The 13,354-nt window shown below is 72.6% G+C and carries 22 protein-coding genes; all 22 read left to right on the top strand.

Annotated features, from left to right (window positions below):
• Window positions 1–54: 54 nt before the first annotated feature.
• The 22 genes from ACIBJE_RS02215 to ACIBJE_RS02110 all read left to right on the top strand — a co-directional run bounded on the left by ACIBJE_RS02215 (window position 55) and on the right by ACIBJE_RS02110 (window position 13,309).
• Complete coding sequence (locus tag ACIBJE_RS02215; protein ID WP_396741832.1) at window positions 55–288, top strand: hypothetical protein; 234 nt, start codon at window positions 55–57, stop codon at window positions 286–288.
• Window positions 285–728: a hypothetical protein gene (locus tag ACIBJE_RS02210; RefSeq protein WP_396741830.1), complete on the top strand. Its 444-nt coding sequence runs from the start codon at window positions 285–287 to the stop codon at window positions 726–728. The genes ACIBJE_RS02215 and ACIBJE_RS02210 overlap by 4 nt, the downstream gene beginning before the upstream one ends.
• On the top strand, window positions 725–1,063 hold the full coding sequence (locus ACIBJE_RS02205; RefSeq protein ID WP_396741828.1) for a hypothetical protein: 339 nt from the start codon (window positions 725–727) through the stop codon (window positions 1,061–1,063). Before ACIBJE_RS02210 ends, ACIBJE_RS02205 begins: the two co-directional genes overlap by 4 nt.
• Window positions 1,064–1,255: 192 nt before the next feature.
• Window positions 1,256–2,716: a hypothetical protein gene (locus ACIBJE_RS02200; protein WP_396741826.1), complete on the top strand. Its 1,461-nt coding sequence runs from the start codon at window positions 1,256–1,258 to the stop codon at window positions 2,714–2,716.
• Between the two features lie 3 nt (window positions 2,717–2,719).
• Window positions 2,720–2,971 carry a hypothetical protein gene (locus ACIBJE_RS02195; RefSeq protein WP_396741825.1) on the top strand — a complete coding sequence of 84 codons (252 nt, stop codon included), beginning with the start codon at window positions 2,720–2,722 and terminating at the stop codon, window positions 2,969–2,971.
• 3 nt (window positions 2,972–2,974) lie between these two features.
• Window positions 2,975–3,322, top strand: a complete 348-nt coding sequence (locus ACIBJE_RS02190) for a hypothetical protein (protein ID WP_396741823.1) — start codon at window positions 2,975–2,977, stop codon at window positions 3,320–3,322.
• Entirely contained in the window at window positions 3,319–4,164 is an 846-nt protein-coding gene (locus ACIBJE_RS02185) for a DNA adenine methylase (protein ID WP_396741821.1), read from the top strand. The genes ACIBJE_RS02190 and ACIBJE_RS02185 overlap by 4 nt, the downstream gene beginning before the upstream one ends.
• On the top strand, window positions 4,161–4,445 hold the full coding sequence (locus ACIBJE_RS02180) for a hypothetical protein (RefSeq protein WP_396741819.1): 285 nt from the start codon (window positions 4,161–4,163) through the stop codon (window positions 4,443–4,445). Before ACIBJE_RS02185 ends, ACIBJE_RS02180 begins: the two co-directional genes overlap by 4 nt.
• Entirely contained in the window at window positions 4,442–4,777 is a 336-nt protein-coding gene (locus tag ACIBJE_RS02175) for a WhiB family transcriptional regulator (protein WP_396741817.1), read from the top strand. The genes ACIBJE_RS02180 and ACIBJE_RS02175 overlap by 4 nt, the downstream gene beginning before the upstream one ends.
• Complete coding sequence (locus tag ACIBJE_RS02170) at window positions 4,777–5,031, top strand: hypothetical protein (protein WP_396741815.1); 255 nt, start codon at window positions 4,777–4,779, stop codon at window positions 5,029–5,031. Before ACIBJE_RS02175 ends, ACIBJE_RS02170 begins: the two co-directional genes overlap by 1 nt.
• Window positions 5,032–5,115: 84 nt before the next feature.
• A complete protein-coding gene (locus ACIBJE_RS02165) occupies window positions 5,116–6,087 on the top strand; it encodes a hypothetical protein (RefSeq protein WP_396741813.1) in 972 nt (323 codons plus the stop codon).
• A 13-nt stretch (window positions 6,088–6,100) separates the two neighbouring features.
• Window positions 6,101–6,382, top strand: coding sequence for a hypothetical protein (locus ACIBJE_RS02160; protein ID WP_396741811.1), 282 nt, complete (start codon window positions 6,101–6,103; stop codon window positions 6,380–6,382).
• A 41-nt stretch (window positions 6,383–6,423) separates the two neighbouring features.
• Window positions 6,424–7,083: a hypothetical protein gene (locus ACIBJE_RS02155; protein ID WP_396741810.1), complete on the top strand. Its 660-nt coding sequence runs from the start codon at window positions 6,424–6,426 to the stop codon at window positions 7,081–7,083.
• 14 nt (window positions 7,084–7,097) lie between these two features.
• Window positions 7,098–7,295 (top strand): hypothetical protein, encoded by a 198-nt coding sequence (locus ACIBJE_RS02150; protein WP_396741808.1) that lies wholly within the window; start codon window positions 7,098–7,100, stop codon window positions 7,293–7,295.
• The gene (locus tag ACIBJE_RS02145; RefSeq protein ID WP_396741806.1) at window positions 7,292–7,561 is read left to right on the top strand and encodes a hypothetical protein; all 270 of its coding nucleotides are present in this window, start codon (window positions 7,292–7,294) and stop codon (window positions 7,559–7,561) included. The genes ACIBJE_RS02150 and ACIBJE_RS02145 overlap by 4 nt, the downstream gene beginning before the upstream one ends.
• Window positions 7,562–7,659: 98 nt before the next feature.
• Window positions 7,660–7,983 (top strand): hypothetical protein, encoded by a 324-nt coding sequence (locus tag ACIBJE_RS02140; protein WP_396741804.1) that lies wholly within the window; start codon window positions 7,660–7,662, stop codon window positions 7,981–7,983.
• The gene (locus ACIBJE_RS02135; RefSeq protein ID WP_396741802.1) at window positions 7,980–8,252 is read left to right on the top strand and encodes a hypothetical protein; all 273 of its coding nucleotides are present in this window, start codon (window positions 7,980–7,982) and stop codon (window positions 8,250–8,252) included. Before ACIBJE_RS02140 ends, ACIBJE_RS02135 begins: the two co-directional genes overlap by 4 nt.
• 27 nt (window positions 8,253–8,279) lie before the next feature.
• Window positions 8,280–8,471, top strand: a complete 192-nt coding sequence (locus tag ACIBJE_RS02130; protein WP_396741800.1) for a hypothetical protein — start codon at window positions 8,280–8,282, stop codon at window positions 8,469–8,471.
• 171 nt (window positions 8,472–8,642) lie between these two features.
• Entirely contained in the window at window positions 8,643–9,140 is a 498-nt protein-coding gene (locus ACIBJE_RS02125; protein WP_396741798.1) for a hypothetical protein, read from the top strand.
• Complete coding sequence (locus ACIBJE_RS02120; RefSeq protein ID WP_396741796.1) at window positions 9,130–10,791, top strand: hypothetical protein; 1,662 nt, start codon at window positions 9,130–9,132, stop codon at window positions 10,789–10,791. The genes ACIBJE_RS02125 and ACIBJE_RS02120 overlap by 11 nt, the downstream gene beginning before the upstream one ends.
• 15 nt (window positions 10,792–10,806) lie before the next feature.
• Complete coding sequence (locus ACIBJE_RS02115; RefSeq protein ID WP_396741794.1) at window positions 10,807–12,255, top strand: phage portal protein; 1,449 nt, start codon at window positions 10,807–10,809, stop codon at window positions 12,253–12,255.
• A complete protein-coding gene (locus ACIBJE_RS02110; protein ID WP_396741792.1) occupies window positions 12,245–13,309 on the top strand; it encodes a hypothetical protein in 1,065 nt (354 codons plus the stop codon). The genes ACIBJE_RS02115 and ACIBJE_RS02110 overlap by 11 nt, the downstream gene beginning before the upstream one ends.
• Window positions 13,310–13,354 lie beyond the last annotated feature (45 nt).

The raw sequence follows: 13,354 nt of genomic DNA, 5'->3' as shown, positions 1-13,354 counted from the left end.
AGTGCGGGGAGTGCTGGGGCTGGCGCGACGACCCCCGGCACGGGCGGGTGCGGCATGGCTGACTACCCGACCGAGACCTGCCGCAGCTGCCCGGCGCAGATCATCTGGGCGGTCACCGAGCGGGGCAAGCCGATGCCGGTCGACGCCGAGCCGACTCCGGACGGCAACGTGCTGCTCGAGCAGCTGCCCACCGGCTTGCGCGCCCGGGTGCTGCCGGCGCACCGGGCGTTCGGCCGCAAGAGCCACTTCGCGTCGTGTAAGGACGCGGCGAAGTGGAGGCGGCGGTGAACGAGTTCCCCGCAGAGCAGCAGCACGTCATCCTCGCCTGCGCCGACCTGGTCGGCCGGGCCGGCGGCCGCAGCTTCCAGATCGGCTATCTACACGACGACGTGCCCGTCGACCAGGCCGGCTGGTACGCGCACGCCCAGTACCGGGGTGCCCGGATCCAGGTAGAGGACCAGCGCGGTCCGGCCGAGGCCGCCGACGCGCTGGCCCGCCGCATCCTGACCGGCGCTCGGTGTCGGTGCGGGCGGCTGGTGTCGCTGTCGCCCGACGGGGCGGTGGCGTACGAGGACACGCCGATGGCCGACGGGTCGCGGTGGACGGTGGCGCAGGCCCGCGAGGCCGGCCAGTGCCTGTGGCGGCGCCTGGGTGCGCGGTGGGAACCGTCGTGCCCGGAGCCGCCGGGCCGGTCCCGGCCGACGCGGCGTGAACGGAGGCGACGGTGAGCGCCTCGCACGGGCCGTCCGGGCTGGCCGGCCACATCACCATGACCTGCCTGGTCGGGCTGGGCGGCTGCGTCGACATCGACTGCGTGTGCCGCTGCCACGACTTCGCCGGCCCAGGCGAGCCGGTCTGCGGGGCGACCAACCAGACGCACGGCCTGACCTGCAACCGACGGCCGCACCCGCCGGGCACGGCGCACTACCAGCTCGACGACAACGGCGTCCGTGCCTGGCTCGCCGACTCCGACTTGGTGCCCGTCGGCACCCAAAATCCCACGAGAATCACGAAAGGGGAGCTCCCTTTCTTCAGGGGCTATGAACAGGCGTTTTGGCAATGACGCCCAATTGTTTACTCGGCACCAATTCCTTTTTTGCGTGCAGTCGGGGCACGCCGCCTCGACCTTTTGACCCGCAGCATTCCGACGTGACCGACCCGATCGTGCGAGCGGCGGTGATCCGGCACCTGGTGCCCCGGCTCATCCGCCGCCGCCGTACCCGCACCTACGTCCGAACCCGCTGGTGGAGATGACATGACCATGACCGACCAGACCTCCGACCCCGACACCCAGTGCGGCGCGACCGACAACCCCGCCGGCATCTGGCGCTGCACGAAGCCGGCTGGCCACACCGGCGACCGGCACACCGCCGAGATCCGCGGTGTGGGCTCCATGACGTGGGGCTACGTGCCCACCCCGGACGAGGGCGCCGCCGACTCGGCTACCGTGTCCGCCGGCATCCCGCACGGCTCCACCCCGTACACCGATGCCGGCGTCGAGCTGGTCTCCAACGCAATGTGGGCAGCGACGATGCCCGGCTCGGTCGTCCCACCGCCCCCGATCAGCCGGGACACCGCCCGCGCTGCCCTCGACTACCTCGCCCGCGCCGGTCGGCTGACCACCCAGGGCCGGTGCGGCGAGACCGCCCCGGACATCCTGGGCCACCAGCTGCCGTCCTGCTCGCTCACCGCCGGGCACGCCGGTTGGCACCGGGGCGACGACGGCAGCGAGTGGACGACCCGAAAGCCCAACCCGGCCACCGAGGCACACATCCGCGCCGGCGCTGACGCCCTCGTCCGGCTCCGCACCCAGGCCCCGTCGCTGTCCGAGCTGGACGCCGACGACCAGGACCACTGGCTCGCCGACGCCCGCGCGGTGCTCATGGCCGCCGGCGGCGTGACCCCGGTCGGTTCGTGCCCGTGCACCTGCCACCAGCCCGGCCAGTGCCCCTGCAAGCCCGGCGCGCCGAAGCACCACCACGGCGCCGGCGGCTACTGCACGGTCGCCTCGCCCGGCTACCACGTCCTGGCCGTCGCCGACGACCGCACCTGGACGATCGAGCACCCCGCCGACTGCACGATCACCCCCAAGAACGGCGGCCCGTCCGGTCCCGTCTGCCTGATTGAGGACCTTGCCCGCGAGCAGCTCCACGACGACAAGGTCCCGCCACCGGGCCGGTACGAGGTCGAGGCCAACGACATCGGCGACCGGCTGTGCATCTTCGACCGGCTCGACGGCCCCCAGCCGCCAGCCGACCGCGGCTGCCAGTGCAGCACCGACGAGCCCGCCGCGCATCCGGCGGAGACCTGCTACTGCGAGGACCTCAACGGCCGGCTGTACGGGCACCCGAAGGGCACCGGCCGGCATTGCAGCCCCGAGTGCCTGGACCCGTGGCACAGCAGCCCGACCGAGCCCGGCGAGCCCTGCCCGACGTGCGGCGACCCGAACCCTGGCCAGCCGGCCAGCAGCCCGGCCCACGACCACACCACCGGCCACCCGCTCTTTGCCCCGTCCGCCGTGCTCGAGGTGCGGACCCCCGCGCCCGAGACGTGGACCGGTGTCGAGTGGAACGCGCACGTCACCGCCGCGACCAGGAACCGCAGCGGCGTGGCGGAGCGGCTGGTGAGGTGCCCGACGCCCATCTGCACCACCACCTGCCCGGCCGCCGCCGCGACCACCGGGGACGTCCGCTGCCTCGACCAGACCGGGGGCTGAGACATGGCCGAGATCGTCCGCCACGAACAGCACACCCAGACCATCCGCACCCAGCCGGACGGCGTCACGGAGCCGACCACGTCGACCAAGACCACCGTGACCGTCCGCAGCATCCACGGCCGCGACGTCAGCGTGATCCGCGACTTCGCCCGCGCCCTGGACGTCGCCGGCGCGCCCGGGACCGCCCTCGTCGAGATCAGTCAGGACCGCCTCACCGCCCGGTGGACCGAACCCACCGCAGAGACGGAGGGCTGAGCCGTGGACCTCGATCGCCTCCGCCGGGCCGCCGACACCCGGCCCGGCTACGCCACGTACCCGTCCACCGAGCCGGGCTCCCCGTCCTGGTGGTCCCGGCCGGGCGAGGAGTGCGTCCTGGTGGTCCGGCAGGGCGTCGGCATGGTGTGCGTCCACGCCGATCATCGGCACCCGCAGACCTGGCCCGCACCGGCGATGCCCGCCCCGCCGCCGGCCGCGCCGGCGACGGCCGACAACCAGACCGGCGCGCCCGGCAAGCTCGACCCCGAGCGGCTCGCCGAGGCCTTGACGGCCGCCCTGACCACGCCCCGCCGTCGCTGGTGGCATTGGTTCCGGCGGGCCAGCCGGTGAGGCCGCCCATCCCGTACTACGGCGGGAAGATCACCACCGGCCCCGCCATCGCCGCACTGCTGCCCGAGCACCACCACTACGTCGAGCCGTACGGCGGATCGCTGGCTGTGCTGCTCGCCAAGCCCCCGAGCCGGCACGAAACCGTCAACGACCTCGACGGCGACCTCATGACCTGGTGGCGCGTCCTCCGCGACCAACCCGAGGACCTCGCCCGCGTCTGCGCCCTTACCCCGCACGGACGCGCCGAATACGCCGCCGCGTACGAGCCGGCCAGCACCGACCTGGAGCGGGCCAGGCGCGTCTGGGTCCAGCTCAGCCAGAGCCGCGCCGGACAGCGAACCCGCACCGGCTGGCGACACTTCGTCAACCCGCTCGGCTCCTCCGTCGGCATGCCCCGCTACCTCGCCGGCTACGTCGACCGGATCGGCCCCTCTGCCGAGCGCCTGCGCGACGTGTCGTTGGAATGCATGCCCGCCCTCGACCTGATCGCCAAGTACGGCGCCGACGAGCGGTGCCTCCTGTACGTCGACCCGCCGTACCTCGGCAGCGCTCGCCAGGCTGGCGGCGGTGGCTACGTGTACGAGATGAAGGCCGAGGCCGACCACCGCGACCTGGCCGCCGCCCTCCACACCTGCCGCGCCGCCGTCGTCCTCTCCGGCTACGCCAGCGACCTCTACGACCGCGAGCTCTACGCCGGCTGGGACCGCCACACCATCGCCGCCAGCACCGGACAGGGCGGCACCTGGGCCAACCGCACCGAGGTGCTGTGGAGCAACCGCCCGCTAGGCGTCCAGCCGTCCCTGCTCGACGCCTTCGTCACGGCGGAGGTGGCCGACCTGTGAACCAGCAGGCGTTGATCCCCGACGGCCGGGTCCGGATCTGGCCACGGTTCCGCCTGTCCGGCTCCCGCGCCATCAACGCCGCCCCCTGGATGGACGCCCTGTCCCGCAACGAACCCGTCGGCAACTGCCGCTGCGGCGCCCACCTGTGGCCCGGCCAGCCGTACACCCCCATCGGCGCGAACCGCCAGTGGTACCCGGCCACCTGCAAGCCCCCTGCCGGCTGCGGCCACCAGCTCGCCGCAGCCGGCCCCGCACCCACCCGCAGAAGGAAGAGCCGATGACGACGCGCATCGACCCGACCCGGTGGCCCGCCTTCCTGGACGAGGCCACCAACCCGCCCGCCTGCCGTGGCCACGACCCGGAGACCTTCTTCCCGGAGCACCGCAAGGGCGGGCCGGCCGTACACGTCCAGGCCTCCCGCGCCAAGGCCATCTGCGCCGAGTGCCCGCTGCTCGCCCCGTGCCGGGAGTGGGCGTTCGAGCAGTCCCCCACCGCCCTGCACGGCATCTGGGGTGGCACCACGTACAACGACCGCCGCTACCGCCCTGGACGCCGCCGCGGCGTCCAGCCGCCGCACTTCCGCAACCCCGTCAAGAAGAGGAGCGCCAGCTGATGCCCACCCGCGTCCGCACCGTCCACAACGGTCCCGCCCGCAACCGGCCGAAGGGCACCGCCCAGTCGCCGGCGGCCACCGCCGACCCGACCCGGTGCTGCTGCGCGGGCGGCCCGGTCACCATCGGCACGTTCCGCGCCCAGCGCCTGGTCGACGTCGAGCGCCGGCACCTGCGGTCGCGGGGCTGTGTCCGCCCCAGCGAGCACGTCGAGCCCCGCGACTACCAGGCCGACCTGCTGACCCGCCGCCGCTGAGACCCGGGCCCGGCCGGCTTCCCCTCGGCCGGGCCGACCAGGCGCCACCCCGCTCAACCCCGCAAGCCCCGGAGGCCCGCACACATGACGTGGTTCAAGGTCGATGACTCGTTCTACGACCACCCCAAGGCGTTCGACGCATCCGACGCCGCCATCGCGCTCTGGCTCCGCGCCGGCACCTGGTCCGCACGCAACCTCACCGACGGGTTCGTGCCGACCGGGATGCTCGCCCGGCTGTCCACGACGCCCGATGCGGCCGCCGGCGAGTTGACCGCCCGAGGGCTGTGGAAGAAGGCGCGAGGCGGATACCGGTTCCACGACTGGGCCGACTACCAACCAACTCGAGAGGAGGCGACCGCCGGGAAGAAGAAGCTGTCGGCCGCCGGCGCGCTCGGCAACCACCGCCGCTGGCACGTCGTCGCCGGCAAGGTCGACCCGGAATGCAGGTACTGCCGGGGCGACGGACCCGATCGGGTACCGCCAACGAACGACCAACGAACGCCCGACGAAGAGCGATCGAAGGCATCGGGTACGCGATCGGGTTCGTCCGACGAAGACCCGTCGAGCACCCCCGGGCAATCGGGCAATCCGGCATCCGACCAGCAGGAACAGGTATCGCCCACCCGATCGGGTGGCGATCGGGTGGGCGAAGGGGTACCCGAATCGCCCCCGATTCCCCCCGACCCGGCCCGACCCGTCCTTAAGGGGGGTAGCTCTACGACCGTTACTCACGACCGCGCGCACGCGAGCCCGCCCCCCTCCCGATGCCCGGAGCACCTGACCGACCCGAGCCCGCCGCCGTGCCGCAATTGCGGTGACGCCCGCAAGGCCCGCGAACAGCACGACCGGAACGCCGCCGCCGCGCTCGCCCGCATCCAGTCCGAACGTGCCCGCGACCAGGCGGCCGCGTCCCGGGCCGCCATCGACGCCTGTCGGCTCTGCGACCAGCACGGCCAGCGCGACGGCCGGCTCTGCCTGCACGACCCCGACCTCAACGACCGATCCCGCCGAGGAGCCGCCGCCGCCCGCGCGGCGATTCGACCTCGCACCGCCTGACGGAGGAGAACCCATGGCAGAGCCGCACCTCGACCACCCCGGCGAGATCAGCTGGTTCAGCGGCGAGCACCCCGTCCCGGTGCTCGGCCCCTGCCCGCACGCCGACTGCCGGCACCTCGGCCAGAGCGTCATCGCCTGGGGACCCAGCTACGGGCGGTACGAGCTCGTCGAATGCGGCATCCGCGACGACGCCACCGGCTGCGCCGGCCGGTGCCGGGCCTGGTCCGACGGCCAAGGCCGCATCACCACCGCCTGGCTGCACGTCGACCTCGACGCCGCCCGCACCACCACGTGAGCACCATCCAGCCCAGCACGCACCACCGACCCGGAGACGCCTTGCACCCCCACCAGCTCCACGCCACCCGCGCCGCCTGGTCCCTCACCCACGCCCGCCGACGCCTCAACGACGCCGTCGCCCAGGAAGCCGCCGAACGCCGCGCCGAAGCCCGCGTCGTGGCCGCCGCGAGCAGCCTCCAGGCATGGCGCCCGATCCCCGGCCCCTCGGGCCGCGGTGGCCACGGCGACCCCGCAGGACGCGCCGTCGTCGACACCCTCGAACCCGACGTCCGCGACGGCCGCCTCGCCCGCTTCGCCGCCACCACCACCCAGACGCTCGCCTGGCTCGCCGATGCCCTCCGACTCCCCGCCACCAGCGACCCGATCCACGCCCTGGGCGACGCCGTGCCCGCTCTCCGCCCCACCACCTGCCGCGAGCTCACCCTCTGGCTCGACGAAGCCGACACCCGCATCCGCGACCGCCTCCACCTCGACCCCGACGGCACCGACCTCCCCGGCCGCCGCTGCCCCCGCTGCGCACGCCGCCAACTCACCGCCCACACCACCGGCCCCCGGTCGACCTGGACCGTCACCTGCGCCCCCACCTGCCTGTGCATCGGCGACGACTGCCCCTGCGGCATGGACATCCGAGCCCTGGACGTGCCCCACGTCTGGGGCCCCGACCACCAGCTCACCACCACCCTGCCCACCGCAGCCTGAGAGAGAATCAACCTGTGATCTCGTCCAGCGACATCCCCGACCGGCCCGGCGAACCACTCGCCACCTACGGGCGAACCGCAGCCGAGTTCGCCGACCTCATCAAGCGCATCTTCTGCACCCACCCCGGCCGCGTCGACATCTCGACCATTGCCGACAAACACCAGACGCTGCACTGCCCGGCATGCGGCGAACAGTGGACGGAGGCACGGTGACCGACAACGAGTGGATCCACCACAACGGCGACCACTGGGGCACCGCCCGCATGATCGCCAACCACCTCGGCCCCGACATCACCGAAGCCATGATCCGCAACTGGGCCGCACGCGACGGCCTCCCGGCAGTACGAATGCGCGACAGGCACGGCCGCCGACAGACCCTCTACCCCCGGCAGAAAGCCACCGACATCGAAGCCAAGAAGTACCTCTCCGGCCGCGGCCGACCCCGCCGACTTGACGCCCACACACCCGCCGCCGCATGATTTGATCACTCCGAACCACTAGGCGAACCCTGCCCAAAACCACGAACGGCCCGGTCGAGCACACGCTCCCGGGCCGTCGTCGTACCCGGGGAGGAACGATGCCTGCCCAGCGCGTCTGCGCCGAACCCGGCTGCCCCACCCTCACCTCGGCCCGCCGCTGCGACGACCACCAGCGCCAGCGCGAGCAGGCACGCGGCACCCGACAGCAGCGGGGCTACGACGCGGCGCATGACCGCGAGCGCGAACGCTGGCGGCCACGAGTCGAGCGAGGCGAGGTCGACTGCCAGGCGTCCACCTGCGTCATGCCCGAGCGGCGCATCCAGCCCGGCCAGGACTGGGACCTCGACCACACCGACGACCGGCGCGGCTACCGCGGCCCGGCTCATCGACCCTGCAACCGAGGATGGAGGCGAGGCCAGTGAGCGACGTCGACGCCGCGAGCGACCGCATCACCGCCGCCATCGGCGACGCCATCCGCGCAGGCGAACTCGGCGACACCACCACCGGCATGCCCGCCGGCTGGGTCCTCGTCGGCACCTACCACGACGCCGAAGGCGAACTGCGCACGTACTTCCTGACCAACAACGAGGCCAAGCAGCACGAGACCCTCGGCCTCATCGCGCTCGGCCAAACCGTGTGGCAAGCCGAGGCGCAGCGATGGGCGCTCGGCGACGAAGCCGACCCCGACTGACAGGACCGCTCGAAGGATGGACGCACGATGACGCTGCACGCCGGCGGGATCCGACGCCGCCTGATCCTCACCACCCGACGGTTCAGGGCCGCGCGTGACCTGCTCGTCGCCGCCGACGGGATGCGCGACCGGTGGGCCGAGGCCGACGATGCCGCACGCGGCGAGCTGTGGACCAACCTGCATCAGCGCGCCGACGACCTGCGCGACTCCATGGCCTGACCGGGCATCACCCTGAGTCACCAGGGGTGGGGGGTGACCCCCTGGATGCCCAGGTCACGGGACCGCCGGGGAGGGCGCCGTCCGGTCCGCCGGGTCAAACAAAAGCAGACCGTCACGCAAGGTGACGGCCAACCGAGGTGCCGCGCAACGCGGCCCGAGGAGTGATCGAACATGCCGTCAGGTGGACACGCCAACTCCGGCCCGCCGCCGGATCCGGGCGCTCTACGCCGTGACCGTGCTACCGACCCGGGCTGGCGAGTTCTGCCCGTCACTGGGCGGGTCGGTCCCGCGCCGGAGTGGCCGCTGACCGAGGCGACCGACCGGGAGCTCCTGCTGTGGGCCCGGGTCTGGGCGAAGCCGCAAGCGGTGATGTGGGAGCAGCTCGGCCAGGTCGAGGAGGTCGCGTTCTACGTGCGCCGGTTCGTGGTTGCCGAGCGGCCCGACGCCAGTTCGGACGCGGTGAAGGTGCTGCGGCAGATGGGCGACGCGTTGGGGCTGACGATCCCGGGCCTGGCCCGGAACCGGTGGCAGATCGGCGGCGAGTCGCACCAGCCGCCGCATGCCCCGCCGGCGACCGGCACGGAGGGCCAGCCCGCAACACCGAGGCGGGCCCTGGCAGCCGGCCGGGAGCGTGGCCGGCTGAAGATCGTCAAGCCCGATGGCGAGTGACGAATACGTCGTCGACTTCCCGACCTTGTGGGTCGCGCCGGCGTGGATCGAGGCGCACTGCATCCAGCCGGCCGGGTTCAGGCGGGGTGCCCCGTTCCGCCTCTACGACTGGCAGATGTGGTGCACGCTCAACCACTACCGGGTCAAGCCGTCGGCGTACTGGCGGCCGGAGAACCCGATGCTGGCCACCGCGTTCCACTACCGCCGGTCGGTCATCATCGCCCCGCAGAAGGTCGGCAAGGGGCCATGGTCGGCAGCGGGTTGCGCGCTCGAGGGAGCCGGGCCGGCGCTGTTCCGCGGCTGGGCGGGCAAGGACGACGGGTACGCCTGCTCGGATCACGGCTGCGGGTGCGGCTGGGAGTACCCGTACGAGCCGGGCGAGCCGATGGGCATGCGCTGGCCGACCCCGCTGATCCAGATCACGGCCTACTCCGAGAAGCAGACCGACAACATCTACCGCGAGGCCCTCCAAGCGATGATCCGCCTCGGGCCGCTCGGTGACCTGATGCGCGTCGGCGAGGACTTCATCCGGATCGGCACGGCGGGCCGGATCGACACGGTGTCATCGTCGGCGAAGTCGCGTCTGGGGAACCCGGTCACGTACGTGCCTCAGGACGAGACGGGCGTCTGGACCGATGCGAACGGGATGCGGGAGGTCGCCGAGACGCAGCGGCGCGGTCTGGCGGGCATGGGTGGCCGGGCGCAGGAAACGACGAACGCGTTCGACCCGGCGCAGGACTCGGTGGCGCAGCGCAGCTACGAGGCGGCGGCCACGGACATCTTCCGCTTCTACGAGCCGCCGCCGGCGAACCTGAGCTACCGCAACCGGCGGGAGCGCCGGCGGATCCACCAGATCAACTACGCCGGCAGCCCGCACGTCGACGTCGACGCGATCGACGCCGAGGCGGCCGAGCTGGCGGAGAAGGACCCGGCCCAGGCGGAACGGTTCTTCGGCAACCGCATGGTGTACGGCGCGGGCACGTGGATGGAGGGTGACCGGTGGGACGCCCGGGAGTGGCTGCGGTTGCAACCAGCCGGTACGCCGCGGCGGGTGGTGCCGGCCGGCACGCCGGTGGTGGCCGGGTTCGACGGCTCGGACACCGACGACTGGTCGGTGATCCGGCTCCAGACCGAGGACGGCTTCCAGTTCACCCCCCGGTACGGGCCGGACCGGCTGCCGTGCGTGTGGGATCCGGCGCAGCACGGTGGTCAGGTGCCGCGCCTGGAGGTGCGGGCCGCGTGGGACGAGATCGTCGAGACTTACCGGCTGGTGCGGGCGTACCTGGACCCGCCGGGGTGGAAGACGGAGATCGACGAGCTGGCCGAGCGGTACGGCGAGAAGGTGTTCGTGCGGTGGGAGACGTACCGGCTGACGCAGATGCACGCCGCGGTGCTGCGGCTGCACACCGACGTCACCAAGTCGGGGACCACGTTCACGCACGACGGTTGCCAGACCACCGCGGTGCATGTGCGGAACACCCGGAAGCTTCCCCGGGCCGGTCAGAGGTACGTGCTGGGCAAGCCGTCCCAGGCCCAGAAGATCGACGCGACCGTGTCGTCGGTGCTGTGCAACGAGGCCGCCGGCGATGTGACGGCGGCGAAGGCGTGGCCACGCGAGGAGCAGTCGCGTCACGTGCTGGTGTTCCGATAGCCGAGAGGGGGGCCCGTGGCGCTGACCGATGACGAGCGTCGACTCCTCGGCAAGCTGCAGATCAAGGTGGGGCGCGCTGAGCGCCGCAACCGCCTGATGGAGGCGTACTACGAGGGCGAGCAGCGCGTCGAACAGCTCGGCCTGGCGATCCCGCCGGAGCTGCGCCGGTTTTTGACGATCGCGGCGTGGCCGGGAACGTGGGCCGACGAGATCGCCGCACGGACCACCCTGGAGGGCTTCGAACTGCCGGACGCCACCGAGGCCGACGAGCAGCTGTGGCGGATCTGGCAGGCGAACGGCTTGGACGCCGAGTCGAAGCTGGGTCAGCTGGACGCGATCGTGCGGGGCAGCAGCTTCCTGGTCATCGGGGCCGGCGACGCGGACACCCCCGACGCCCCTTCACCCGAAGGTGGCGACGACGACCGGGAGCGGTCGGCGGAGATCCCGTTGATCAGCGTCGAGTCCGCCGACGAGATGGCCGTCGAGCTGTCCCCACGGACCCGGCAGCCGATCGCGGGCGCGAAGTTCTACACCGATGACGGCACCGCTAAGGCCACTCTCTACCAGCCTCGGGCGACGGTGTGGCTGGAGCGGCGCAACGCCCAGTGGGTGGAGGTCGACCGTGACGAGCACGACCTGGGCGTGGTGCCCGTGGTGCCGCTGGTGCGGGGTGCCCGCCTGTCGAGACGTGATGGTCGGTCGATCTTCACCCGCATCATCGGGCTGACGGACGCGGCGGCACGGGCATTGACGAACGGGCAGGTGGCGACGGAGGCGCTGGCGGTTCCGCAGCGGTTCGCGGCTGGCATGAAGCCCGAGGACTTCCGGGACAAGGACGGCAACTTGCTGCCGACCTGGGAGGCCTACTTCGGTGCCGTCTGGGCGACGCAGAACCCCGACGCGAAGTTCGGATCGTTCTCCGCCGCCGACCTGGCGAACTTCGACACCATCGTCAGCCTCTACGCCAAGCTCGTGTCCGGGGTGTCGGGTCTGCCGATGCGCTACCTCGGCCAGGCCACGACGAACCCGCCGTCGGCGGAGGGCATCCTGGCTGACGAGTCGCGGGTCATCAAGCAGGTCGAGGACTTCCAGACGGCCCTGGAAGCGGCCTACGAGCGGGCCATGAAGATCGCGGTCCGGATCCGGGACGGCCGGTGGGATCCGCGAATGGAGCAGCTGGAGACGCAGTGGCGGTCGGCGGCGACGCCGACCCGGGCGCAGGCCGCCGACTACGCGGTGAAGCTCGTGCAGCAGAAGATCATCCCGCGTGAGGCGGCGTGGGTTGACCTCGGCTACTCGGCGGCGCGGCGCAAGAAGCTCGCCGCGCTGTTCGCGGCCGAGGAGGCGAGGGACCCGAGCCGGTTGATCGCCCGCGAGCTGGGCCGGGGCCGCAACGGACTGACCGACGCGGACGTAGACGACCAGGCGGACGCGGACGAGGCGGTGCCGGCCGGTGCCGGCTGAGCAGGTCGCCCTCGACCACTACCGCAGCCGCCGGCAGCTCGTCGACGCGCTCGCCGACATCGCCCAGACGCTGTGGCTGCGCATCGACCCAGGCGACATCGCCCGGTCGTGGACCAGCTTGTTGGTCGACCTCCTGGTGATGACCAACGCCACTCAGCTCGCGGCCGCGCGGTCGGCCGAGGAGTACCTCGACGTGGTGCTCGACGAGCAGGGCATCGACCCGACCGCAGAGGGCCGGCTGGCGCCGGCCGCATTGGCCGGGGTCGCCTCCGACGGCCGGGACCTGGCGTCGCTGCTGTACGAGCCGGCGATCGGCACCCTGACGGCGATCGGTGCCGGGGCGGATGTTGACCGAGCGCTCGGCATCGGCGGCGACGCGCTGGACACGATGGTCAGGACGCAGGCCGCAGACGCTGGCCGGGCCGCCGACCAGGTGGCGCTGGTGACCCGGAAGCGTGCCGGCGGGTATGTCCGGATGGTCGTGGGCCGTACATGCGGTCGTTGCGTCGTCCTGGCGGGCCGCCGGTACGCGTGGAACCACGGCTTCGACCGTCACCCCCGCTGCGACTGCGTGCATGTGCCAGCCGGGGAGGACACGGCCGACGACGTGCGGACAGACCCGCGCGCCTGGTTCGACAGCCTGAGCCGCGCAGAGCAGGACAAGCAGTTCACCAAGGCCGGCGCGCAGGCGATCCGCGACGGCGCGAACATCAGCCAGGTGGTCAACGCTCGCCGGGGCTCGTACGGCCTGATGCCGGCCGGCGCGCGGATCACCGCCGCCGAGGCGCGTGCGCTACGCGGCGGCAAGGACCGCGGCCGGCTGGAGGCGGTCGACGTCTACGGGCGGCAGCTGTACATCACCAGCGAGGGCGTCACCACTCGGGGCGTGGCCGGCACTCGGCTCGGCGCTCGGGAGACCGGCGTCAAGCGGCCCGGCGGCCGGTACCGGTCGGCCCGGCCGCCCCGGCTCATGCCGGAGTCGATCTACGCGATTGCCGGCGACGACCGCGACGAGGCCCTCCGCTTGCTCAAGCGGTTCGGCTACATCCTTTGACCTCCCGCAGCGCAAGGCGGCGGGCCGACCCCGCAATGGAGTCAG

Origin of the sequence: Micromonospora sp. NPDC050187 (genome assembly GCF_044459745.1) — a bacterium.
GTDB lineage: Bacteria > Actinomycetota > Actinomycetes > Mycobacteriales > Micromonosporaceae > Micromonospora.
Note: the sequence above shows the minus strand (reverse complement) of the source record. Positions and strands in the feature narration are given on the sequence as shown.